This is a genomic window from Ruegeria sp. BHSC029 (genome assembly GCF_059613085.1).
The window spans coordinates 399374-422358 of the sequence record NZ_JBXWRU010000004.1 but is presented as its reverse complement, the minus strand read 5'-3'; the positions used below and the strand labels follow the sequence as shown (position 1 = coordinate 422358).

At 63.7% G+C, this 22985-nt stretch carries 20 protein-coding genes; 10 read left to right on the top strand and 10 right to left on the bottom strand.

Features of this window, described 5'->3' with window-relative positions; translation table 11 throughout:
• Positions 1-68 precede the first annotated feature (68 nt).
• From AC2FML_RS12120 to AC2FML_RS12110, 3 genes are all read left to right on the top strand, one after another.
• A complete protein-coding gene (locus AC2FML_RS12120; RefSeq protein ID WP_496783308.1) occupies positions 69-1430 on the top strand; it encodes a formimidoylglutamate deiminase in 1362 nt (453 codons plus the stop codon).
• Positions 1431-1458: 28 nt separating this feature from the next.
• On the top strand, positions 1459-2163 hold the full coding sequence (hutC, locus tag AC2FML_RS12115) for a histidine utilization transcriptional repressor HutC (protein ID WP_170459850.1): 705 nt from the start codon (positions 1459-1461) through the stop codon (positions 2161-2163).
• 77 nt (positions 2164-2240) lie between these two features.
• A complete protein-coding gene (locus AC2FML_RS12110; protein ID WP_496733568.1) occupies positions 2241-3758 on the top strand; it encodes a malonate--CoA ligase in 1518 nt (505 codons plus the stop codon).
• Here the strand turns inward: AC2FML_RS12110 and AC2FML_RS12105 are convergent, their stop codons facing one another.
• The 5 genes from AC2FML_RS12105 to AC2FML_RS12085 all read right to left on the bottom strand — a co-directional run bounded on the left by AC2FML_RS12105 (position 3759) and on the right by AC2FML_RS12085 (position 9420).
• Positions 3759-4487, bottom strand: coding sequence for a metallophosphoesterase (locus AC2FML_RS12105; protein ID WP_170360686.1), 729 nt, complete (start codon positions 4485-4487; stop codon positions 3759-3761).
• A gap of 107 nt (positions 4488-4594) precedes the next feature.
• Entirely contained in the window at positions 4595-6190 is a 1596-nt protein-coding gene (gene serA, locus AC2FML_RS12100; RefSeq protein ID WP_496783306.1) for a phosphoglycerate dehydrogenase, read from the bottom strand.
• A 68-nt stretch (positions 6191-6258) separates the two neighbouring features.
• Complete coding sequence (locus AC2FML_RS12095; protein ID WP_496783304.1) at positions 6259-7413, bottom strand: phosphoserine transaminase; 1155 nt, start codon at positions 7411-7413, stop codon at positions 6259-6261.
• Between the two features lie 182 nt (positions 7414-7595).
• A complete protein-coding gene (locus tag AC2FML_RS12090) occupies positions 7596-8696 on the bottom strand; it encodes a Gfo/Idh/MocA family protein (RefSeq protein ID WP_496783302.1) in 1101 nt (366 codons plus the stop codon).
• Between the two features lie 13 nt (positions 8697-8709).
• Positions 8710-9420, bottom strand: a complete 711-nt coding sequence (locus tag AC2FML_RS12085; protein WP_496783301.1) for a GntR family transcriptional regulator — start codon at positions 9418-9420, stop codon at positions 8710-8712.
• Between the two features lie 104 nt (positions 9421-9524).
• Between AC2FML_RS12085 and AC2FML_RS12080 the strand changes: the two genes are divergently transcribed.
• The 6 genes from AC2FML_RS12080 to AC2FML_RS12055 are packed head-to-tail and all read left to right on the top strand — an operon-like array spanning position 9525 to position 15101.
• Positions 9525-10679: an LLM class flavin-dependent oxidoreductase gene (locus AC2FML_RS12080; RefSeq protein WP_170342099.1), complete on the top strand. Its 1155-nt coding sequence runs from the start codon at positions 9525-9527 to the stop codon at positions 10677-10679.
• The gene (locus tag AC2FML_RS12075; protein WP_496783299.1) at positions 10679-11569 is read left to right on the top strand and encodes an aldo/keto reductase; all 891 of its coding nucleotides are present in this window, start codon (positions 10679-10681) and stop codon (positions 11567-11569) included. Before AC2FML_RS12080 ends, AC2FML_RS12075 begins: the two co-directional genes overlap by 1 nt.
• Positions 11566-12084 (top strand): flavin reductase family protein, encoded by a 519-nt coding sequence (locus tag AC2FML_RS12070; RefSeq protein ID WP_170341184.1) that lies wholly within the window; start codon positions 11566-11568, stop codon positions 12082-12084. Before AC2FML_RS12075 ends, AC2FML_RS12070 begins: the two co-directional genes overlap by 4 nt.
• 52 nt (positions 12085-12136) lie before the next feature.
• A complete protein-coding gene (locus AC2FML_RS12065) occupies positions 12137-12724 on the top strand; it encodes a TRAP transporter small permease (RefSeq protein ID WP_005980318.1) in 588 nt (195 codons plus the stop codon).
• Positions 12725-14014, top strand: a complete 1290-nt coding sequence (locus AC2FML_RS12060) for a TRAP transporter large permease (RefSeq protein ID WP_496783297.1) — start codon at positions 12725-12727, stop codon at positions 14012-14014. It abuts the gene before it with no gap.
• A gap of 25 nt (positions 14015-14039) precedes the next feature.
• Complete coding sequence (locus AC2FML_RS12055; RefSeq protein ID WP_496783296.1) at positions 14040-15101, top strand: TRAP transporter substrate-binding protein; 1062 nt, start codon at positions 14040-14042, stop codon at positions 15099-15101.
• Positions 15102-15141: 40 nt separating this feature from the next.
• Here AC2FML_RS12055 and AC2FML_RS12050 read toward each other — a convergent pair whose 3' ends face one another.
• Positions 15142-15612: a tetratricopeptide repeat protein gene (locus AC2FML_RS12050; protein ID WP_005980315.1), complete on the bottom strand. Its 471-nt coding sequence runs from the start codon at positions 15610-15612 to the stop codon at positions 15142-15144.
• A 45-nt stretch (positions 15613-15657) separates the two neighbouring features.
• Here AC2FML_RS12050 and AC2FML_RS12045 point away from each other — a divergent pair, with 45 nt between their 5' ends.
• Complete coding sequence (locus AC2FML_RS12045) at positions 15658-16899, top strand: cytochrome-c peroxidase (RefSeq protein ID WP_496783468.1); 1242 nt, start codon at positions 15658-15660, stop codon at positions 16897-16899.
• A gap of 38 nt (positions 16900-16937) precedes the next feature.
• Here the strand turns inward: AC2FML_RS12045 and gcvP are convergent, their stop codons facing one another.
• From gcvP to AC2FML_RS12025, 4 genes are all read right to left on the bottom strand, one after another.
• A complete protein-coding gene (gcvP, locus tag AC2FML_RS12040; protein ID WP_496783294.1) occupies positions 16938-19793 on the bottom strand; it encodes an aminomethyl-transferring glycine dehydrogenase in 2856 nt (951 codons plus the stop codon).
• Positions 19794-19967: 174 nt separating this feature from the next.
• Entirely contained in the window at positions 19968-20333 is a 366-nt protein-coding gene (gene gcvH, locus AC2FML_RS12035) for a glycine cleavage system protein GcvH (protein ID WP_093964179.1), read from the bottom strand.
• Between the two features lie 18 nt (positions 20334-20351).
• A complete protein-coding gene (gene gcvT, locus AC2FML_RS12030) occupies positions 20352-21446 on the bottom strand; it encodes a glycine cleavage system aminomethyltransferase GcvT (RefSeq protein WP_496783293.1) in 1095 nt (364 codons plus the stop codon).
• Positions 21447-21762: 316 nt separating this feature from the next.
• A complete protein-coding gene (locus AC2FML_RS12025; protein ID WP_480637218.1) occupies positions 21763-22944 on the bottom strand; it encodes a hydantoinase/carbamoylase family amidase in 1182 nt (393 codons plus the stop codon).
• Positions 22945-22985 lie beyond the last annotated feature (41 nt).

Here is a 22985-nt window from a genome sequence, read left to right as displayed (position 1 = left end):
GACTCCCCTCGGGTTTCAATTTTTCGTATACGTGTAAAAAATTAAAGTCTACACAAAAAGAGACACCGATGCAGATCCACGCCAAAACCGCCTTGTTAGGCTCTGACTGGATTTCGGACCTGAGGGTCGAAACTGCGAATGGCGTCATCACGGGATTGGAGACCGGTGCGCGTCCGCAGTCGGCCGACACCTGCGTTGATGTCCTGCTGCCAGCCTTGTCGAACCTGCACAGCCACGCGTTTCAGCGCGCCATGGCAGGTATGACCGAGTTTCGCGCAGCCGGGCGGGAAAGCTTCTGGTCCTGGCGAAATCTGATGTACCGCTTTCTGGACAGGTTGACGCCCGAGCAGATGGAGGCCATCGCCGCGCTGGTGTTCCTTGAGATGCAGGAGGCCGGATATGCCGCAGTCGGGGAATTCCACTATGTGCATCACCAGCCCGGCGGAGCGCCCTACGACCAGCTTTCCGAGCTGAGCCAGCGGATCTTCTCAGCAGCTTTGCGGACGGGAATCGGTCTGACCCATTTGCCGGTTCTCTATTCCTACGGCGGCGTCCGGCAAGAGCCCCTGTCTGGCGGCCAGCTGCGGTTCGGCAATGACGTGGACCGGTTCATGGACTTGTATCACGAGTGCCGATCGGCTGCCGCAGATCTTGCCGCGGACACGGTGGTCGGCATCGCGCCGCACTCGTTGCGCGCCACCTCTCCCACAGACTTGGCCCTGCTGCTGGCGCAGGTTCCGGAGGGTCCGGTTCACATCCATATCGCCGAACAGGTGAAAGAGGTCGAGGACGTGCAATCCGCTTTGGGCCAACGCCCGGTCGCCTGGCTTCTGGACAATGCCCAGGTCGACTCACGCTGGTGTCTGATCCATGCCACCCAGATGAACGACGCCGAAACCCGCGCTCTGGCGCGTTCGGGGGCCGTGGCCGGCCTTTGTCCGATCACAGAAGCCAACCTGGGCGATGGGATCTTCAACGGAGTGCCCTACCTTGACGCTGGAGGACGGTTCGGTGTCGGATCAGACTCTAACGTGCGGGTTTCTCTGCCAGAGGAGTTGCGCAGTCTGGAATATTCCCAGCGCCTTCGCGACCGATCCCGCGCGGTTCTGGCGGCAGCCAACGGTTCCGTGGGACATGCGTTGTACACCGGCGCGGCTCAAGGCGGGGCGCAGGCTCTGGGCCGCAATGCCGGAGAGATCGCGGTCGGCAAACTGGCCGACCTGGTAGCGCTCGAACGGTCGCACCCGACGCTTTGCGCGCTGGCGGATCATCAACTTCTGGACGGCTTGTGCTTTGCCGCACCCGATGGTCTGGTAACGGATCTGTGGTCGGCGGGCCGTCATATGGTGCGGGATGGCAGGCATATTGCGCGCGAGACGATAATCAGAGACTACAAAGCCGCGATTGCAGACCTGTTGACCGACGTCTGACCCGAAAAAGAACTGAGTTGAGATCAAGATGACCCAGACCGCTGACACGACAGGCTACAAGGAAATCAAGCAGACTGTGCTTGACCGCATCCGCTCGGGTCAGTGGCTGCCGGACATGTTGCTGCCCAACGAGCAGGACCTTGCGGTTGAGTTTTCCTGCACGCGTACAACGGTCAATCGGGCACTGCGAGAACTGGCCGAGGAAGGATTTCTGGAACGTCGCCGCAAGGCCGGTACCCGGGTGCTGAGCGCGCCGCAGAGACAGGCCCGGTTCACCATCCCGCTGGTCCGGGAAGAGGTCGAGGCTCTGGGCGGCACCTACCGCTATGCACTTGTCTCGGCCCAAGCCGAACAGGCGCCCGACTGGCTGGCCGCGCGGCTGGCGCTGGGATCGGATCGGCGGGTGATGCATGTTCGGTGCATGCATTTTTCGGACAACACCCCGTTTCAGTTCGAGGATCGCTGGATCGTTACGGCCAGCGTTCCGGCTGTCGAACAGGCTGATTTCTCGACGCTGGGACCCAATGAATGGCTGATTCAGACGGTCCCCTTCACCAATGTCGAGCTGTCTTTTCTGGCAAGCCGCGCCGATGCCGAACTGGCCGGATTTCTGGACGTAACGGTTGGCGAGCCGGTCTTTACCGCGGAACGTATCACCTGGTTGCAAGGCAGCCCAGTTACCTTCGCCAAGATGTATTTCGCGGCCGGTTACCGGATGACCACCCGGTTCTGAGGCTGTCCGGGCCTTTACCGCGGCCCGATTCCGGTACAGGTTCGCCTTGACCGAGCAACGGCAACACGGAGAACGAGATGAGCAACCCGCTATACGATCGACTTTTCGGCATTCACGCGGGTAAGACAACGCCGTTCCTGCATCTGCCGGACGGACGCGTTCTCTCACATGCCGATTTCCTGGACATGGCGGCCCGGATCGCCAACGCTTTGACGGCCTGCGGACTGGAACCGGATGACCGCGTTGCGGTGCAGGTCGCGAAATCGCCCGAGGCGCTGGCGCTTTATGCAGCCTGCGTTCAGGCCGGGCTGATATTTCTGCCGCTGAACACCGCCTACACGACAGACGAGCTGCGGTATTTCATCGAAAACAGCGGTGCTCGGATGGTTGTCGCGGATGCCAATTCACAAGCCGATATCGAGCCGATTGCCCAAGCGCAGAATGCAATGCTCGAAACCCTGAACGCGGACGGTTCCGGCAGCCTGATGCGGCGCGCACTTGGGATGTTGCCAGCCTTCGAACCCGCGCATAGGACCGAGGATGACCTCGCAGCTTTCCTTTACACATCGGGCACCACCGGGCGGTCCAAGGGTGCCATGCTGACGCAGGCGAACCTGCTGTCGAATGCCGAAACGCTGGTGCAGGAGTGGCGCTTCACCGCGGACGACGTGTTGCTGCACGCGCTGCCGATCTTTCACACCCACGGCCTGTTCGTGGCCACCAATGTCATGCTGTCGGCCGGTGGATCGATGATCTTTCTACCGGGCTTCGATCTGGACGACATCCTGCGCCTGATGCCCAAGGCCACCTCGATGATGGGGGTGCCGACCTTCTACACCCGGCTTCTGGACGACGACCGGTTCACCGGAGATCTGACCCGGCACATGCGGCTGTTCATTTCCGGCTCGGCGCCGCTGCTGGCCGAAACCCACACGCGGTTCGAGCAACGCACCAGTCACCGCATCCTTGAACGCTATGGCATGACCGAGACCAACATGAACACCTCGAACCCCTATGACGGCGAACGTCGGGCCGGAACCGTGGGCTTTTCGCTGCCGGGGGTCGAGTTGAAGATCACCGACCCCGAAACGGGCGATCCGCTGCCGCAGGGCGAGATCGGCATGATCGAGGTGCGCGGCCCGAACGTGTTCAAGGGTTATTGGCAGATGCCCGAGAAAACCGCCGCCGAACTGCGCGAGGACGGGTTCTTCATCACCGGTGATCTGGGCCGCATCGACGCGGACGGCTATGTGCATATCGTTGGGCGCGGCAAAGACCTGATCATCTCGGGCGGCTACAACATCTATCCCAAGGAAGTCGAGCTGGTTCTGGATGACCAGCCCGGCGTGCTGGAAAGCGCGGTGATCGGCGTACCGCACCCGGATTTCGGGGAGACCGTGCTGGGCATCCTGGTGCCCGAGGCCGGCGCGGCGCCGGATCTGGATGCGATCATGGAGGCGGTGAGCCAAAGCCTTGCCCGTTTCAAACATCCCCGCAGGCTGATCCTGCTGGACGAACTGCCGCGCAATACGATGGGCAAGGTGCAGAAAAACGCCCTCCGCGAGGCCTACAAGAACATGTTCGCGGGCGGCTGATCAGGGGCGCAGCGGCACGCGTCCGGCTTCGGTCAGCAGCCAGCAGTCGCGCCCCTCGAACACGGCAACCCCGGTTTGGCGGCCATAGCCCGCGCCGCTGTCCAGGTTGATGCGGTTCCCGTAATGGGTGGGGCGGTCCACCACCGTGTGGCCATGCACGATCAGCTTGGGGTGCGGGGTTTCGCAGGCGTGAAAACTCTGACGGATCCAGACCAGATCGTCCTCGGCCTGCGCGCCCAGCGGCACGCCCGGCCGGATGCCGGCGTGGACAAAGGCAATCTCGGGGGTCTGATGCATCCGCACCAGGTCGCGCAGAAAAGCCCTGTGCGCGACCGGCACTGCCGCAACGGCCGCGCGATGCACATCCTGCAGCCGGGTGCGGTCTTCGAACTCGACGCCATAGCTGCGCAGGGTTTCGGTGCCGCCCAGCCGCTCGTGCAGCCAGTGGTAGCCGACCAGAAGATGCGGATCATGGCGCGGCTCATCCTGCAGGAACCACGCGAACATCCGGTCATGGTTGCCCAGCAGCGTGACCCAGTTCCGCCCGGCGTCGCGCCCGGCAATCAGCCGGTCCAGCAGGCCCTTGCTGTCGGGGCCGCGATCGACGTAGTCGCCCAGAAACACGATCCGCGCATCGCGCCCGCCATCCTGTTCGATCAGGGACAGGGCGCGGTCGAACTCGGCCGTCTGGCCGTGCAGATCACCGATGGCGTAGGTGGGCGCGGTCATGTCCATGTCTCCGTTCCAGGCGGGGTTGGATTTGCGGGCCTTTGCAACGACAACGCCTGCACCGGGCGGGTGCAGGCGTCAATCGCTTTCATCCGGGTCTTGCCGGATCAAACCACGTCGAACTCCAGCGGCTTGATCTGGGTGAACAGCCCGGTTTCGGCCAGCTTGGCGCGGGCTTCGGCCGGAACCGGCTCGTCAACATACAGCAGCGCGATCGCCTCGCCACCCGCCTGGGCGCGGCCCAGGGTAAAGTTGGCGATGTTCACGCCATGCTCGCCCATGGTCTTGCCCAGGGTGCCGATGATGCCCGGCACGTCCTCGTTGGTGGTATACAGCATGTGCGCGCCGACCTCGGCATCAATGTTGATGCCCTTGATCTGGATGAAGCGCGGCTTGCCGTCGCTGAACACGGTACCCCCGATCGAGCGTTCGCGCTTGTCGGTCACCACGGTCACCTTGATATAGCCCTCGAAGGCGCCCGACTTGTCCTGGTTGGTGGTCGAGATCTTGATGCCGCGTTCCTTGGCCACGACCGGGGCCGAGACCATGTTCACCTCGGGGTTCGAGCGTTTCATGATCCCCGCCACCACCGCGCAGTTCAGCGCCGCCAGGTTCATCTGCGCCGCCACGCCATCATACAGGATATTGATCGCCTTGATCGGCTCGTCGGTCATCTGGCCGATGAAGCTGCCCAGATGGCCGGCCAGCTTGATCCACGGCCCCATGACCTTGGCCTCTTCGGCGGTGACGCTGGGCATGTTCAGCGCATTTTCCACCGCGCCGGTCAGCAGATAGTTCGAGATCTGCTCGGCCACCTGCAGCGCCACGTTTTCCTGCGCTTCGGTGGTCGCCGCGCCCAGATGCGGGGTGCAGACCACGTTGGGCAGACCGAACAGCGGGTTTTCCTTGGCCGGTTCCTCGCTGAACACGTCGAACCCCGCACCGGCGACATGGCCGGATTTGATCAGTTCGGCCAGCGCCTCTTCGTCGACCAGACCGCCGCGGGCGCAGTTGATGATGCGCACGCCTTTCTTGGTCTTGGCCAGATTCTCACGGCTGAGGATGTTGCGGGTCTGGTCGGTCAGCGGCACGTGCAGGGTGATGAAATCGGCCCGCGCCAGCAGTTCGTCCAGCTCGACCTTTTCCACGCCCATCTTGTCGGCCTTCTCCTGGCTCAGATAGGGGTCATAGGCGATGACCTTCATCTTCAACCCGTGCGCCCGGTCGCAGACGATGCCGCCGATATTTCCGGCGCCGATCACGCCCAGCGTCTTGTTGGTCAGCTCGACCCCCATGAACTTGGACTTTTCCCACTTACCTGCATGGGTGCTGGCATTGGCCTCGGGGATCTGACGCGCCACGGCGAACATCATCGCGATGGCATGCTCGGCAGTGGTGATCATGTTGCCGAAGGGCGTGTTCATCACGATCACGCCCTTTTTCGAGGCCGCGTCCTTGTCGATGTTGTCAGTGCCGATACCGGCGCGGCCGATCACTTTCAGCTTGTCGGCCTTTTCCAGAATCTTCTCGGTGACCTTGGTGGCCGAGCGGATGGCCAAGCCGTCATAGTTGCCGATGATCTCGACCAGCTTTTCCTTGTCCTTGCCCACGTCGGGCATGAAATCCACGTCGATGCCGCGGTCGCGGAAGATCTGAACCGCGGTTTCGCTGAGCTTGTCGGATACGAGTACTTTGGGGGCCATGTGCGTGGTCCTTGAATGGAATGATGACTCCGGGCCGGACGCGGCCCGGATCTTGTCGGGGAAAGGAGTCAGGCGGCTTCGGCCTGGGCTGCGATCTCGGCCTCGAACGCCCATTTCAGCCAGGGCAGCATCGCCTGGATGTCGGACGTTTCGACCGTGCCGCCGCACCAGATGCGCAGCCCGGCCGGCGCGTCGCGATAGGCGCCAATGTCCAGCGCCACGTTCTCGGCCTCCAGCCGCTTGGCGACCGCCTTGGCAAAGCTGGCGCCGTCGCGAATGCGCGGATCGGTGAATTTCAGGCAGACGCTGGTGTTCGACCGGGTGGCCGGGTCCTCGGCCAGGTTGTCGATCCAATCGTTCTGGTCGCAGAACTCGAAAATCGCCTGCGCATTGGCATCGGCGCGGGCGATCAGGCCCTGCAGCCCGCCGACCGAGCGCGCCCAGTCCAGCGCGAACAGGTAATCCTCGACCGCCAGCATCGACGGCGTGTTGATGGTGGCACCCTGGAAGATGCCCTCGATCAGCTTGCCGCCCTTGGTCAGACGGAAGATCTTCGGCAGCGGCCACGCGGGGGTATAGCTTTCCAGCCGTTCGACCGCGCGGGGGCTGAGGATCAGCATGCCATGTGCGGCCTCGCCAGCCAGAACCTTCTGCCAGCTGAAGGTGGTGACATCCAGCTTGTCCCAGGGCAGGTCCATCGCGAAAGCGGCGCTGGTGGCGTCGCAGATGGTCAGGCCGGCGCGGTCATCGGCGATCCAGTCGCCATTCGGAACCCGCACGCCCGAGGTGGTCCCGTTCCAGGTAAAGACCACGTCATTGTTGAAATCGATGGACGCCAGATCGACGATCTGCCCGTAATCGGCGGTTTTCACCTCGGCGTCGATCTTCAGCTGTTTGACCACGTCGGTAACCCAACCCGCGCCAAAGCTTTCCCAGGCCAGCATCTCGACCTTGCGTTCGCCCAGAAGCGACCACAGCGCCATTTCCACCGCGCCGGTATCCGAGGCCGGAACGATCCCGATGCGATAGTCGGCCGGAATGCCCAGCAGCTCGCGCGTGCCTTCGATGGCGGCCTTCAGCTTGTCCTTGCCGACGGCGGCGCGGTGCGATCGGCCCAGCGCGGCACCAGCCAGCTTGTTCAGCTCGAATGTAGGGGGTTTGGCGCAGGGGCCCGAGGAAAAACGCGGATTGGCCGGCCGCGCTGCCGGTCGTTCGATGGTCATTGGTGTTACCCTTCCAGATATACGCCCCTCGTTGGGGAGGGGTGTCCCGCGGCCAGACCTAGGGGGCCGCGGTTGGGCGGGCAAGCGGAAAAGACGCTTTGAATATCAAAAACGACACGGGCGGTGACGCCAAATCGGAACACAGGTTTCCGATCGGCGCATTTTGCACCCGCAGAAAGACCTCAGCGATCCAGCCGGACGGTTTCGCCCGTGGCCAGCGATTGCTGCGCCGCCAGACCCATGCGTACTGCCCACATGCCGTCGGTCAGGCTGACATCCGGGGCGTCGCGCTCACCGCGCACCAGCGCCAGAAAGCCCTGGTGCTGATAGAAGGTCGAGCCGTTGTGGTCGCCCGCCGCCAGCAGGCGCGGGTCGACGGGAATGTCGCGGGCGACAGGGCCCTTGGGGTCGCGCGGGCTGACGATCAGCTGCGGCACCGGCGGCGCGCCCAGATGTTCGGGCCAGAACCGGCCCGGCCCGGGGACCAGCGCCTCGATCTTGGCCTTGGGGCCGACGACCGAGATTTCCTCCTGATACTGCGCACCTTCGGCGAACATGCACAGCTCCAGCATCGCCCGCGCGCCCGAGGCGAAATCGACGATGACATAGCCGTGGTCGAGGATGTCGGGCGTCTCGCCGTCATAGGTTTCGTCCAGATGGTTCACGGCCTGCCCGCCGCTGGCGCTGACGCGTACAGGATCGGATTGCAGGATCAGGCGCATCAGGTCGAAGAAATGACAGCATTTCTCGACGAAGGTGCCGCCCGTGTTGCGGTTGAACCGGTTCCAGTTGCCGACCTTTTCCAGGAACGGAAAGCGGTGTTCGCGGATGCTCAGCATCTTGACCCCGCCGCTGGTGTCCTGCGCCTCGGTGATCAGGGCGGCGATGGGCGGCATGTAGCGATATTCCATCGCCACCCAGATCGGACAGGGATAGCTGCGCTCGATCTCGGCCAAACGGGCCGCATCGCCGGGGTTGGTGAACAGCGGCTTTTCCACCAACAGCGGCAAGGGACGGGTCTGGGCGATCTGGGCGATCTGATCCACATGCAGATGGTTGGGGCTGGCGATGACCAAGCAGTCCAACTCCTCGACCGCCAGCAGATCCTGCACCGAAGCCACCATTCTGGCCCCCGGCGCAATCGCCTGCGCGGCGCGCGCCATCTCGGGGTCGGGCTCGAAAATGGCGGCCACTTGCGTGCCCTCCAGCAGGGCGATGTTGTGCTGGTGTTCCTGCCCCATCATGCCACATCCGATCAGCCCGTAATTGATGGTCCGGGTCATGCGCGTTTCCTCGTCATTTCAGTCGTTGGACGTAAGTTGCCCGGTCCGGGTCGAACCAGGTTTTCGAAAACTCTACGGGTTCAGGCCGTTCCGACCAGCTGAACCGCTCGATGTAACCGACGGTCTCGCCCGCCGGCCGGGTGAAGTTCGCGGGGGTCCAGTCGGGCAGCCGACCGACCGAAACCCGATCCTCGGCGCGGGTGATCCAGAACCCAAGCTGCTGCTGGTAATAGCGATAGAGCGAGTCCGACAGCAGCCGCCGGTCGATCAGACCGGCTGATTCGTCCAGCCATATCTCCTCGACCGCAATGATTGTGTCATTCAGATAGCGCATCCGCCGCACGCGCGACCCGCGCCGCGAGGTGCCGAAATCGGGCAGGTCGGCGGGCTTGCCCAGGTGATCGACCGACAGGATGTCGGCGCGCGGCAGGCCGCCGCCCTCGGGCAGTTCCAGCCGGAACATGGCATAGACGCTGTTCTGGGTCCCGGTCTCGCGCACATAGTTGCCCGAGCCCTGGATCCGCTCGAGCATCCCCTTTTTTTCCAGCTCGGCGAGCGATTTTCGCAGCGTCCCGACCGAGACGTTCAACTGCGCCGCCATGTCCCGCTCGGGCGGCAGACGCTCGCCGTCGATCAGCCGGCCGGCGGCGATGTCGCGGATCAGCAGCTCGGCGATCTGCACATAGATCGGCAGGGCGTTGGGGTTTCTGGTGGATGGGGGCACGCGGGCGCTTCACTTGGTCGCAGAAAAAATTGATACACTATTGATCTACATCAATGTGGTTGCTACGCAAGAGAAAAGTTGAGCCCGGCAGGAGAGAGAATCAGATGACGATCGTCCCCATCACATCCCCCGATCTGGATGCGGCCGAGGTTTCGTGGTTCGCGGCGCTGTGCTCGGACGATTATCAGTTTCTCGGCGTGCCCGACGGCGATTTGCGCTCCAGCTGGGTACATTGCTCGGGCATCGTGAAAGAGGCCGAGGCGCAGGGCTTTCGCAACATCCTGTGCCCGTCCTCGTATCAGGTGGGGCAGGACACGCTGAGTTTCGTGGCCGGCTGCGCGCCGATCACAGAAAAGATCAACCTGCTGGCCGCCGTGCGCTGTGGCGAGATGCAGCCGATCATGCTGGCGCGCACCATCGCGACGCTGGATCACATGCTGAAGGGTCGGCTGACAGTCAACATCATCTCGTCGGATTTTCCGGGGGAAAAAGCCGAAAGCAGCTATCGCTACCAGCGCTCGCGCGAGGTGGTCGAGATTCTGAAACAGGCTTGGACGCAGGATGAGATCAATTACCAGGGTCAGGTCTACAATTTCTCGGGTCTGACGACTGATCCGGCCAAACCCTATCAGACCGGCGGGCCGCTGCTGTATTTCGGGGGCTATTCGCCCGATGCGCTGAAGCTGTGCGGCCAGCATTGCGACGTCTATCTGATGTGGCCCGAAACCAAGGACCAACTGGCCGAGCGGATGAAGGCCGTGCACGCGGTGGCCGACGAGTACGGCCGCACGCTGGATTATGGCCTGCGGGTGCACATGATCGTGCGCGATACCGAGGCCGAGGCCAAGGAATACGCCGACTACATCGTGTCGAAACTGGATGACGAATACGGCCGCGCGATCCGCGAACGGGCGCTGGACGCCACCTCGCTCGGTGTTTCGCATCAGGCCAGGAACCGCGAGCTGGCCGACAAATACGGCTATGTCGAGCCGGGCCTGTGGACGGGCGTCGGCCGGGCGCGGTCAGGCTGCGGCGCGGCGCTGGTGGGGTCGACCGACCAGGTGCTGTCGAAGATCGAAGAGTATCAGAAGATGGGCATCCGCGCCTTCATCTTCTCGGGCTATCCGCATATGGACGAGGCCCGCCATTTCGGCACCCGCGTGATGCCGCATCTGAAAACCTGTTCCCTTCCCGAAGCCTATGGAAGGGTTCCTGCTGACACCCCGGCGACGCCGCTGGGCAACGGAGTTCGTCGTTGATGCAACGTATCAAGCTTTCTGACACCCTGGAACTGAGCCGCCTTGTCTATGGCATGTGGCGGCTGGGCGATGACAGCGACACCTCGGCCGCGCATGTGGCGGCCAAAATCCACGCCTGTCTGGATCAGGGCATCACCAGCTTCGATCAGGCCGACATCTATGGCGACTATGGCGCCGAGGCGATTCTGGGCAACACCCTCCGCGCCAATCCCGGCCTGCGCGACCGGATGGAGATCGTCACCAAATGCGACATCGTCGCCCCCTGCGGGCGCTATGCGGATGCCAAGGTGAAATACTATGACACCTCGCGCGCGCACATCCTGAAATCGGTCGACACCTCGCTGCGGGAAATGGCGATCGACCATATCGACCTGCTGCTGATCCACCGCCCCGACCCGTTCATGGACCACCATGAAACCGGCGCCGCGCTGGACGAGGTCGTGGCCAGCGGCAAGGTCCGCGCAGTGGGCGTGTCGAATTTCCGCCCCTGGGACTGGCAACTGCTGCAATCGGCCATGAAGACCCCGCTGGTGACCAACCAGATCGAGATTTCTCTGGGCGCGATCGCTCCGTTCACCAATGGCGATCTGGCCTTTCACCAGCAGCACGGCCACCCGGTGATGGCGTGGTCGCCGCTGGGCGGCGGAGCGCTGATGGCGGGTAATCCTCCGGTGGGCGTGGTCGCGGATGAGATCGGCGCGCAGTTCGGCGTCGACCGGGCCGCGGTGGCCGTGGCCTTCCTGCTGGCCCATCCGGCCGACATCCTGCCGGTTCTGGGCACCAATAGCCTGGACCGCATCAAGCGCATTTCGGACGCCCTCAAAGTCAATCTGGATCGTGAAGTCTGGTTCCGCCTCTACGAGGCGGCGCTGGGGCATGAGGTACCATGATGAACGCATTTTCGAACGACATGGCGCGCACCTTCATTCCGCACAAGGACGACACCCGCACCCTGCGGGACGCTTTCGGCCGGTTCGCCACCGGCGTTACCGTGGTGACGTGCGACAGCCCCGACGGGCCGGTCTGCATCACGGCCAACAGCTTTTCCTCGCTGTCGCTGGACCCGCCCTTGGTGATGTGGGCCGGCGACCGGAACTCGCGCCGGTTCCCCTATTTTTACAAGGCGCGTCATTTCAGTGTTCATGTTCTGTCGGCCGACCAGGCCGAGCTGTGCTTTGGCTGCTCGAAAGACGCCTTTGCCCTACGCGAAATCGACCACGACCGATGCGAAAACGGAACGCCGCTGCTGCGCGGATGCCTGGCGCGGTTCGAATGTGAACAACATGCGTATCACGATGCGGGCGATCACGTTATCGTGGTGGGCAAGGTCTTGCGGGCCAGCATGGCGGACGGAGACGCGCTGACCTTTTACGCCGGCAAGCTCGGCCAATTCGCGCACCAATAAGCGCGGGACACGGTCGCGGGCCAAACCCGCGGCCTGAACAGGGAGGATCCGCATGGGCGGATTGACGTCGGTGCTTGCGCCGATTGCATTCGTGAACGAAACCGCGCTGCGTCTGGGCCGCGCGGTTGGTGTCGTTGCGATCGCCTTCATGGTGATCGCGATCCTGATCCAGGTGTTCTTCCGATACGTTCTGGGCAACGCCCTGCCCTGGCCCGACGAGGCCGCGCGGTTCTGCATGTTGTGGATGACCGGCCTGATGGCACCCACCGCCTTCCGGCGCGGCGGGTTCGTGGCCATCGACATGCTGGTCCGCTTTCTGCCGCGCGTACCCGGCCAGTTGCTGAACCTGTTTCTGCTGCTGCTCAGCCTGACGGTTCTGGTGGTCGCCGTGCGCATCGGCTGGTCCGAGGTCACCGGTTTTGGCGGGCGTTTCGCCACCGCAGCGCTGTACCTGCCCACCTCGCTGGGCTTTGACGAATGGTACCGGATTCCGCGCAGCTGGATGATGGCCTCCCTGCTGGTGGGCGTGATCCTGCTGCTGTCGGTCAACATCGAACTGATCCTGCGGTCGATCATCACCATGCTGGGCGGCGGTGACCTGCTGCCCGAGATCCCCGAAGCCGCTGTGGGGGCCGAATAGATGCTGGTCTGGTTCCTGCCCGTCTTTCTGGTGTTGCTGCTGATCGGCCTGCCGGTCTTTTTCGCACTGCTTGCCGCGCCCGGCCTGCTGCTTTGGCTGAACGGCCAGACCAACGACATCACCTTGCTGTATCGCAACGTCTACAACGGGATGGACAGCTTTCCGCTGATGGCCATCCCCTTCTTCATGCTGGCCGGAGAGCTGATGAACCGCGGCGGCATCACCATCCGTCTGGTCGAGTTCAGCCAGGCGCTGATGGGGCATCTGCGCGGCGGGCTGGCGCATGTGAACGTGCTCAGCTCGATCCTCTTCGCGGGGCTGTCGGGCTCGGCGGTGGCCGATACCTCGGCACTGGGCTCGATGCTGATCCCGGCGATGGAGAAGCAGGGCTATACCCGCAAGTTCGCGGCAGCGATCACCGCCGCCAGCTCGGTCATCGGGCCGATCATCCCGCCCTCGGGGATCATGATCATCTATGCCTATGTGATGGGCGAAAGCGTCGCGGCCCTGTTCCTGGCCGGCATCGTGCCGGGCGTCATGGTGGGCATCGGCCTGATGCTGATGATCAAGGTCATGGCCAACAGGTATGATTTCCCGGTGGCCAGCCGCAAATACACCTGGCCCGAGCGCGGTCAGGCCAGCCTCAAGGCCTTTTTCCCGCTGATGACGCCGGTAATCATCCTGGGCGGCATTCTGGGCGGCATCTTTACCCCGACCGAGGCCGCAGCCGTTGCGGTGGGTTATGCCTTCATCATCGGGTTTTTCGTGCTGCGCACGCTGACCTTGAAAGAGGTGCCCGACGTTCTCAGCAACGCCGGCATGACCTCGGCCGTGGTGCTGCTGCTGGTGGGGGCCGCGATGGCGTTCAAGACCGTGGTCAGCCTCAGCCATGCGCCCGAGCAACTGGCCGCGCTGATTCTCGGACTGTCCGAAAACCCGCTAATCCTGCTGTTCCTGATCAACCTGCTGCTGTTCGTCGTGGGCATGTTCCTGGATGCAGGCCCGGCGATCATCATCCTGGGGCCGATCCTGGGCCCGATCTTCACCAGCCTGGGGGTCGACCCGATCCACTTCGCCATCATCATGAGCGTCAACCTGACCGTTGGCCTGGCCACGCCGCCCATGGGGCTGGTGCTGTTCGTGGCCGCCGCCGTGTCACGCGAACGGGTGGAAACCATCGCCAAGGCGATCCTGCCGTTCCTGGCCGTCGAAATCGCAGTGATCTTCCTGATCACCTATGTCCCCGCAATATCCATGACGATCCCGAGACTGACGGGATTTGCAAACTAGACTGAGTACCACAGGGAGGAAACGCATGCTCAGAACATTCTTCAAAACCGCAGCACTGGCCACGTCGCTGGTGGCGGCCTCGGCGCTGGCGGCCTCGGCGGCCGACTATACGCTGCGCGCCACCGCCAACTCGAACGAAAACGACGAGGACTATGACGGCCTGGTCGTGTTCAAGAACTTCGTCGAGAACGCCTCGAATGGCGCGATCGAGGTCGAGCTGTTCATCGGCACGCAGCTGTGCTCGAACGGGGCCGAATGCCTGCAGGGCGTGGCCGACGGCACCATCGACATCTACATCTCGACCTCGGGCGGGGCCTCGGGCATCTTCCCTTACGTGCAGGTTCTGGACCTGCCCTATCTGATGGCCGACGACCGCATCGCCGAGCGGGTCCTGTCGGGTGATTTCACCCGCAAGATGCGCGAAATGGCGCTGGAGGATTCGGGCGGCGCGATCCGCCTGATGACCATTGGCAACACCGGCGGCTGGCGCAATTTCGCCAACACCAAGCGCCGCGTGACCCAGCCGTCCGACATGGACGGGCTGAAGATCCGCACCGTGGTCGCAGACCTGCCGCAGGAACTGGTCAAGGCCCTGGGCGCCTCGCCCACTCCGATCCCGTGGCCGGAACTCTTCACCAGTTTCCAGACCGGCGTGGTTGACGGCTCGAAAAACGGCATCACCGACATCATGGGCATGAAATTCCCCGATGCCGGCCTGCAATATGTAACGCTGGACGGGCACGCCTATATGGGCGCGCTTTGGTGGATGAACAACGCCAAGTTCCAGGAAATGCCCGAAGACCTGCGCCGTGTCGTCGTCGATGGGTTCTATGCGCTGCAGCAGGCCACCTTTGCCTCGCCCAAGCGCAAGTCGATCCAGGCCTACGAGGATTTCGTGGCCGGTGGCGGCGACCTGTACGTGCCGACCCCCGAGGAAAAAGAAGCGTTCAAGCAGGCCGCGACCCCGGTCTATGACTGGTTCCAGCAGAACGTCGCGCGCGGGGACGAGATCTATAGCGCTCTGACCGCGGCCGTGGCCGAGGCCGAAGCCGAGATCAACGCGGAACGCGCCGCCGACCTGGACTGATACGGTTCGGGCCGGGGTGTCGCGTCATCCCGGCCCGCCCTTACCGAAAGGGGTACATCCACCCCTTGTAGTCATTGACCAGCACATGGGCCTTTTCGATCTGTTCGGGCGTCATCTTCTTGACCACCTCTTCCAGGCTGATCGCCGCATCGGGGTCGCCGCCGATGGCGCTGAGCGTGTACCACATATAGGCCCGAACCAAATCGGGCGCAGGCAGTCCCAGGCCCAGCTCGTAATACCACCCCACACCCGATTGCGCGCCCGGATGCCCCTTCATCGAGGCACGCAGATACCATTCGAACGCGCGCTCATAGTCCTGCTCGACCCCAAGACCAAGGCCGTACATCACGCCGATCAGCTCCTCGGCCTCGGCGTTGCCCGACCGGGCCGCGGGCAGAAGCTGTTCGCGCGCGGCGGCAAACTCGCCCGCCTCCATCAGATCGCGGGCCTGTTCCAGTTCGGCCCAGACGGGCGTGGCGGCAAGACAAAGGGCAAGCACAAGCTGGCGCATGGGGCGGCGGGTCTCCTGTTCTGCGGGGCGGCCTGGGCGCAGGATCTGCCCGCGCCGCTGACCGATGACGACTTTCTGTTCTTTGATAGGGAACAGGCCGCGATCGGTCACCAGCTATTTTATGACCCGATCCTGTCGGGCAACCGCAACATCAGCTGCGCCCATTGCCACCACCCCGATTTCGGCACCTCCGACGGCCTGTCGCTGGGCATCGGCGAGGGCGGCCAGGGCCTTGGCCCCGACCGTACGCCCGGCACCGGGGCGGACCGCATCCGCAAGCGCATCCCGCGCAACGCGCCGGGCCTGTGGAACCTGGGCGCGCGCGACATCCACACGATGTTCCATGACGGGCGGCTCAGCCTGTCGGACGTCTATGGCAACGGGTTCAACTCGCCCGCGCAGGAATGGCTGCCCGAAGGGCTGAACTCGCTGCTGGCCGCGCAGGCGCTGTTTCCGCTGACCGCGCAGTTCGAAATGGCCGGGAACGTGGCCGAGAACGAAGTCACCGGCGCCGTGCATGACCGGATCGACAAGGGCTGGCCGATCATCGCCAAACGGGTGCGGACCGACCCGAAATACGGCCCGGCGATGGTGGCCGCTTTTGACGACGTGGACAGCACCGAGGACATCACCATCACTCATGTCGCCAACGCTCTGGCCGCTTTCATGGCCATCGAATGGCGCAGCACCGACAGCCCGTTCGACCAGTACCTGGCCGGAGACAAGACCGCCCTGACCCCCGATCAGAAGGCCGGGATGCGGTTGTTCTACGGCAAGGCGCGGTGCGCCACCTGCCATTCGGGGCCGCTGCTGTCGGATCAGAAATTCCACGCGCTGGCCCTGCCGCCATTCGGCCCGGGCCGCACCCGGCAATGGGACGCCTATGCCCGCGACGTGGGCCGCATGGGCGAAAGCGACCGGCTGGAGGACGCCTATCGGTTCCGCACGCCCATGCTGCGCAACGTGGCGCTGACCGCACCCTATGGCCACAACGGCGCCTTTCCCGACCTCGAAGGGATCATCCGTCACCACCTGAACCCGGCAACCAGCCTGTCACGCTGGACAACCGATCAGGCCGCGCTGCCCCGGGTGCCGTGGCTGGAACAGGCCGATTTCATCGTCTGGCAGGACCAGTTCGAGATGGCACGCCAACGCGCCAAGGTCGACATCACGCCAGTTGACCTGAGCGACGGTGAAATCGCGCAACTGGTGGCGTTCCTACACGCCCTGACCGGGACAAGTGTGGAGACGCCGCCCTTTGGCGTGCCCGCGGACTTCAAGCCCTGAGAAAACCCCCGCCGGATCGGGCGGGGGTTTCGGTGTTTTTATTCTGCGGCTTCTTCGTATGCGTCCATGGGCGGGCATGTGCAGACGAGGTTCCGATCTCCGTAGGCGTTGTCGACGCGGTTGACGGGCGACCAGTATTTGTCGACGCCCATGGAACCCGGCGGGAAGCAGGCCTGTTCGCGGGTGTAGGGTCGGTCCCACTCGCCCACCAGGTCGCGCACCGTGTGGGGGGCGTTCTTCAGCGGGTTGTTCTCGGGGTCGATCCTGCCATCGATGACATCCTGCGCCTCGGCGCGGATCGACAGCATGGCGTCGCAGAATCGGTCCAGCTCGTCCTTGGGTTCCGATTCCGTCGGCTCGACCATCAGCGTGCCAGCAACCGGCCAGGACATGGTCGGCGCGTGGAAGCCGCTGTCGATCAGCCGCTTTGCGACGTCGTCGACGGTGATGTTGCCGGCCTCGGCCAGCGGGCGGGTGTCGAGGATGCATTCATGCGCCACACGACCGGTCTCGGAGGTGTAGAGGATCGGATAGGCCTCCTGCAGGCGCGCGGCGATGTAGTTGGCGTTCAGGATCGCCACCTTGGTCGCCTGGGTCAGACCCGCGCCGCCCATCAGCAGCACATAGGCCCAGCTGACCGGCAGGATCGACGGAGACCCGAAGGGCGCCGCCGAGACCGGACCCACGGCGGTGCCGTATTCCGGGTGGCCCGGCAGGTGCTCGGCCAGATGCGCCTTGACGCCGATCGGGCCCATGCCGGGGCCGCCGCCGCCATGCGGGATGCAGAATGTTTTGTGCAGGTTCAGGTGGCTGACATCGCCGCCGATGTCGCCGGGGCGCGACAGGCCCACCATGGCGTTCATGTTGGCCCCGTCGATATAGACCTGCCCGCCGTGGTCATGGGTGATCTGGCAGACCTCCTGCACGGTTTCCTCGAACACGCCGTGGGTCGAGGGGTAGGTGATCATGCAGCCGGCCAGATTGTCCGAGTGCTTCTCGGCCTTCTCGCGGAAGTCGGTCAGATCGATGTTGCCCTTCGCGTCCGCCTTCACCGGCACCACCTGCCAGCCGACCATCTGCGCCGAAGCCGGGTTGGTGCCATGCGCCGAGGTCGGGATCAGGCAGACATTGCGATGCCCCTGCCCGTTGGCGATGTGATAGTTGCGGATCGTCAGCAGGCCCGCATATTCGCCCTGCGCGCCCGAGTTGGGCTGCTGGCTGATCGCGTCATAGCCGGTGATCTGGCACAGCTTGTCGTTCAGGTCGGCGATCATCTCGTGATAGCCCTGCGCCTGATCTTCCGGCACGAAGGGGTGCATGTTGGCGAATTCGGGCCAAGTGACCGGGATCATCTCGATCGTCGCGTTCAGCTTCATGGTGCAGCTGCCCAGCGGGATCATCGCCCGGTCCAGCGCCAGGTCGCGGTCGGCCAGACGGCGCATGTAGCGGGTCATCTCGGCCTCGGCCCGGTTCTTGTGGAAGATCGGGTGGGTCAGATAGGGCGTCTCGCGCAGTGCATAGTCCGGCAGGCGGTACTGCTTGTTCGAGCTGTCGTCCTTCTTGTCGATGCCAAAGGCGCCCCAGACGGCCTCGATCGTCTCGGCGCGGGTCTGTTCATCCAGGCTGATGCCGACGCGGGTCTCGCCGACCTTGCGCAGGTTGACGCCGCGCGCCACCGCCGCCTCCATGACGGTCTTCTGCAGCGGGCCGACCTCGACCGTGATCGTGTCGAAGAACACCTCGGGTTCGACCTTGAAGCCGTGCTCTTCCAGGCCCGCGGCCAGGCGCGAGGTCTTGCGGTGCACCGACTGGGCGATCGCCTTGATCCCGTCGGGGCCGTGGTACACGGCATACATCGAGGCGATCACCGCCAACAGCGCCTGCGCGGTGCAGACGTTCGAATTGGCCTTCTCGCGGCGGATGTGCTGTTCGCGGGTCTGCAGCGCCAGGCGATAGGCCTTGTTGCCGCGGCTGTCGATGCTGACGCCGATGATCCGGCCCGGCATCGCCCGTTTCAGCTTGTCTGTGGTGGCCATGTAGGCGGCGTGCGGGCCGCCATAGCCCATCGGCACGCCGAAGCGCTGGGTCGAGCCCACGGCGATGTCGGCGCCCATCTCGCCCGGCGATTTCAGCAGCGCCAGCGACAGGATGTCGGCGGCCACGATGGCGATGGCGTTGTGTTCATGCAGCGCCGCGATTTCCTTGGTGAAATCGCGCACATGGCCATAGGTGCCCGGATACTGGAAGATCGCGCCAAAGACCGCGCCCGCGTCCAGCTCGTCAGGGTCGGCGACCTTGACGTCGATGCCAAGGGGTTCGGCCCGGGTCTTGATCACCGCGATGGTCTGCGGGTGACAGTTCTTGTCCACGAAGAAGGCGGCGTTGTTGGCCTTGGACCGGCCGCCGCGCTTGGCCATCGCCATCGCTTCGGCCGCTGCGGTCGCCTCGTCCAACAGTGAGGCGTTGGCCACGTCCAGCCCGGTCAGGTCGCTGACCATGGTCTGGAAGTTCAACAGCGCCTCGAGGCGGCCCTGGCTGATCTCGGGCTGATAGGGCGTGTAGGCGGTGTACCAAGCCGGGTTTTCCAGGATGTTGCGCAGGATCGGCGCCGGGGTGGTGGTGCCGTAATAGCCCTGACCGATCAGCGAGGTCAGAACCTTGTTCTTACCCGCCACTTTTTTCATGTGATAGAGCGCGTCGCGTTCCGTCATCGCCGGGCCCCAGTCCAGCGGCTCTTTCTGCCGGATCGCCGGGGGGACGGTGGCGTCGATCAGATCGTCCAGCGTCTTGAAGCCGATCACCTTGAGCATGTCGCGCATCTCGGTCGGGCTGGGACCGATATGGCGGCGGTTGGCAAAGTCATAGGCTTCGTAGTCGGTCAGTTTGAAGGCCATTGCAGCGCTCCCATGGATAGGTCAGGCCCGGCGGAAACTGCTGGAGCCTCCGGCGGGGAGTAAGGGCCGTCCCGGGAACTGTCCGGTGGACAGTTCCAGGTCCGAACGGGCGGAGCCCAAATTCGGCGGCACAAGTCAAAACGATGGAGCCCCATGCGGAGACTCCGCTTGGGTTTAGCCGATGAACGCCTTGTAGCCGGCCTCGTCCATCAGATCTTCCAGCTGCGCGGCATCGGTGATCTTGATCTTGTAGATCCAGGCCTCGCCCTCGGGATCCTCGTTCAGCGCGCCCGGGTTGTCGGCCAGCGTCTCGTTCACCTCGAGAATTTCGCCATCGACCGGGGCATAGATCTCGGAGGCCGCCTTGACGGATTCGATCACCCCGATCTCGCCGTCCTTCGCGAATTCCTCACCTACGTCCTGCTGCTCGACGAACACCACCTCGCCCAGCTGCTCGGCCGCGTGCTTGGTGATGCCCAGCGTGGCCGTGTCGCCCTCGACCGTCAGCCATTCATGTTCTTCGGAATAATAGGTTGCCATGCTGTCTCTCTCCTGACTTCAACGCTTGTAATTCTGTTTGACGAAGGGCAGCGCCACGATCCGCGCCGGCTGCGCCTTGCCCCGGATGATCAGATTCACCTTCTCGCCCGGCTCGGTGTGGCCGGCGGCGACGTAACCCATCGCAACCGGTCCGCCGACTGTCGGGCCGAACCCGCCCGAGGTGATCTGACCGATCGTGTTGCCCTGAAGATCCTGCACCTCGACCCCCTGTCGCGCCGGGGCGCGGCCTTCGGGTTTGATCCCCACCAGCTTGCGCGCGGGACCTTCGGCCAGTGCGCGCTGGATGCGGGCCGCGCCGGGAAAGCCGCCCTCTTCCTTGCGCCGCTTCTGGATCGCCCAGGCCAGGTTGGCCTCGATCGGCGAGGTTCTCTGGTCGATGTCATTGCCATAGAGGCACAGACCCGCCTCCAGCCGCAGGCTGTCGCGCGCGCCCAGGCCCGCAGGTTCACAATCCTCATGCGCCAGCAGGGCGCGGGTGACCTCGATCGCCTTGTCCTCGGGGATCGAGATCTCATAGCCGTCCTCGCCCGTGTAACCCAGTCGCGAGATCCGGCATTCGACTCCGTCGATCGGGGCAACGGTGGTTTCCATGAACTTCAGATCGCGGGCCGCCGGGCACAGTGCGCCCACCACGTCCTCGGCTTTCGGGCCCTGAACCGCCACCAGCGCGCGGTCGAAGATCTCGGTCACCTCGACCCCGTCCAGGTGCGCGCGCATGTGCGGAATGTCCTGATGACGCAGCGCCGCGTTCACCACCACGAAGAAATGATCCCCCGCGTTCGACACGATCAGGTCATCCATGATCCCGCCGTCCGCATTGGTGAAGAACCCATAGCGCGCCTTGCCCTCGGGCAATGTCGCGAAGGCCTGCGGACACAAAGCCTCGAGCTTCTCGCCCACATTCTCGCCCCGCAGTACCACCTGACCCATGTGGCTCACATCGAACAGCGCCGCCTTCTCGCGGCACTGCTTGTGCTCGCCCATGATTCCCAAAGGATACTGAACGGGCATCTCCCAGCCCGCAAAATCAACCAGCTTGCCTCCCAACTCAACATGAAGGTCATACAACGGCGTGCGCTTCATTCCAGGCATGTCAGTGTTCTTTCTTTTGGCAAAAGTGGCGCGATGGACCGGATCCAAAAGCACAAGGCTGGGAATACCATGCCACGGCAGCCTTTCCGGATCGAGTCAGTGAAATTCTGGCTGGTCGACATGCATTTTCCGGTACCAGCAACTTCACGGCTGGCGGTGTTCCGTCCGACTTCAGATCGCAGGTATTCATCACGGCCTAAATCGCTCATGGACAAGGAGTATACATCTGCATGCTGCAGCTTTGTGTCGTATAGGAAACTTTTTTCCGTTACGCAACAGCTGAAATTGCAATATTCACGGTCGGCGGCCCCATACCTCAGCGATCGGCAAGTGCCGCCTCCAAGGCCTTCAACCCCGTCACCAGATCGCCTTCAGCAGTGTCCTCCGCGAAGTCATGACTGATACCGTTGATGGATGGCACGAACAGCATTCCGACCGGCATCAAGGCTGCCACGTTCGACGCATCGTGCAAGGCCCCGGATGGCATGACCCGCCAGTTGCCGGGCGCGACGGTCTGGGCTCCGTGTTCCAGCGACCGCCGGAGGGTTGGATCCATCTCAACCGGTTCGATGCCCAACATTGGCCCGAACTGCGCATCGCCCCCGATGGATTCACTCACCTCTTGGGCGGTTGTACGAATGATGCTTTCCATTCGGGCCAGACGATCCGTCTCCTGATCGCGCCACTGCATCGAGAAACGGACCCGGCCAGGAACGATTGACGAGGCATTCGGAGACAGCTCAACATGACCGATCGTCCAGACCGTCTGCGGGGTCACCACGTTGCGGAACCGCTCGTTGATCAGGCCATTGAAGATCGTCAGAGCCTGGAACGCGTCTCGGCGCAGGTGCATCGGCGTCGTGCCGGCGTGGTTCTGCTGGCCGGAAAACTCGATGACCACGTCGCGAATGCCCACGATGTCCGAGACCACACCGATGGCCTCGGCGTTGGCATCCAGAACCGGACCCTGCTCGATATGCATTTCGATGAACCCGGTGAATTGGGCGGGGTTCACAAAATCCTGCGTCAGACTTTGCATCCGAGCGCGCGCATCGCCAAACCCTATGCCCGCGTGGTCGGTCAGGTCGTCGGCCTGCGCAAGGGGCAACTTGCCGGACCAGATGGCTGATCCGGTCGTGACGCCGAACCGGCCCTCCTCATCCTGAAAGCTGACCACCGAGATCGGGCGCTGGCTGGAGCGAGCCAGCTCCAACGCCGCGATTACGCCCAGCGCGCCATCCAGCCAACCGCCCTCGGGCTGGCTGTCTGAATGTGACCCCATCAAAAGCGACGGCGCGGATGCCAGACCGAACAGGTTTCCGACCGGATCAAAATGCGGTTGCAGCCCGGCCTCCTGAAACCGGTCGGCCAGCCATCGCCGCGCCGCAATGTCCGCGTCTGAATATGCCGGGCGCACGACGCCTTTACCAACCCCCGCAGCTCCGAATTCCCGCAGCTTGTGCAGATCATCCAGAAACCTCTGCGCATTCACGGCCATTGCGCTGTCCTTTCTTGTCGCTTGCCGCAACTCTATCGCCG

Bases quoted from the DNA above. Each gene is read 5' to 3' on its own strand.
- AC2FML_RS12120 (WP_496783308.1), top strand. From the start codon at position 69: ATGCAGATCCACGCCAAAACCGCCTTGTTAGGCTCTGACTGGATTTCG.
- hutC (WP_170459850.1), top strand. From the start codon at position 1,459: ATGACCCAGACCGCTGACACGACAGGCTACAAGGAAATCAAGCAGACT.
- AC2FML_RS12110 (WP_496733568.1), top strand. From the start codon at position 2,241: ATGAGCAACCCGCTATACGATCGACTTTTCGGCATTCACGCGGGTAAG.
- AC2FML_RS12105 (WP_170360686.1), bottom strand. From the start codon at position 4,487: ATGACCGCGCCCACCTACGCCATCGGTGATCTGCACGGCCAGACGGCC.
- serA (WP_496783306.1), bottom strand. From the start codon at position 6,190: ATGGCCCCCAAAGTACTCGTATCCGACAAGCTCAGCGAAACCGCGGTT.
- AC2FML_RS12095 (WP_496783304.1), bottom strand. From the start codon at position 7,413: ATGACCATCGAACGACCGGCAGCGCGGCCGGCCAATCCGCGTTTTTCC.
- AC2FML_RS12090 (WP_496783302.1), bottom strand. From the start codon at position 8,696: ATGACCCGGACCATCAATTACGGGCTGATCGGATGTGGCATGATGGGG.
- AC2FML_RS12080 (WP_170342099.1), top strand. From the start codon at position 9,525: ATGACGATCGTCCCCATCACATCCCCCGATCTGGATGCGGCCGAGGTT.
- AC2FML_RS12075 (WP_496783299.1), top strand. From the start codon at position 10,679: ATGCAACGTATCAAGCTTTCTGACACCCTGGAACTGAGCCGCCTTGTC.
- AC2FML_RS12070 (WP_170341184.1), top strand. From the start codon at position 11,566: ATGATGAACGCATTTTCGAACGACATGGCGCGCACCTTCATTCCGCAC.
- AC2FML_RS12065 (WP_005980318.1), top strand. From the start codon at position 12,137: ATGGGCGGATTGACGTCGGTGCTTGCGCCGATTGCATTCGTGAACGAA.
- AC2FML_RS12060 (WP_496783297.1), top strand. From the start codon at position 12,725: ATGCTGGTCTGGTTCCTGCCCGTCTTTCTGGTGTTGCTGCTGATCGGC.
- AC2FML_RS12055 (WP_496783296.1), top strand. From the start codon at position 14,040: ATGCTCAGAACATTCTTCAAAACCGCAGCACTGGCCACGTCGCTGGTG.
- AC2FML_RS12050 (WP_005980315.1), bottom strand. From the start codon at position 15,612: ATGCGCCAGCTTGTGCTTGCCCTTTGTCTTGCCGCCACGCCCGTCTGG.
- gcvP (WP_496783294.1), bottom strand. From the start codon at position 19,793: ATGGCCTTCAAACTGACCGACTACGAAGCCTATGACTTTGCCAACCGC.
- gcvH (WP_093964179.1), bottom strand. From the start codon at position 20,333: ATGGCAACCTATTATTCCGAAGAACATGAATGGCTGACGGTCGAGGGC.
- gcvT (WP_496783293.1), bottom strand. From the start codon at position 21,446: ATGCCTGGAATGAAGCGCACGCCGTTGTATGACCTTCATGTTGAGTTG.
- AC2FML_RS12025 (WP_480637218.1), bottom strand. From the start codon at position 22,944: ATGGCCGTGAATGCGCAGAGGTTTCTGGATGATCTGCACAAGCTGCGG.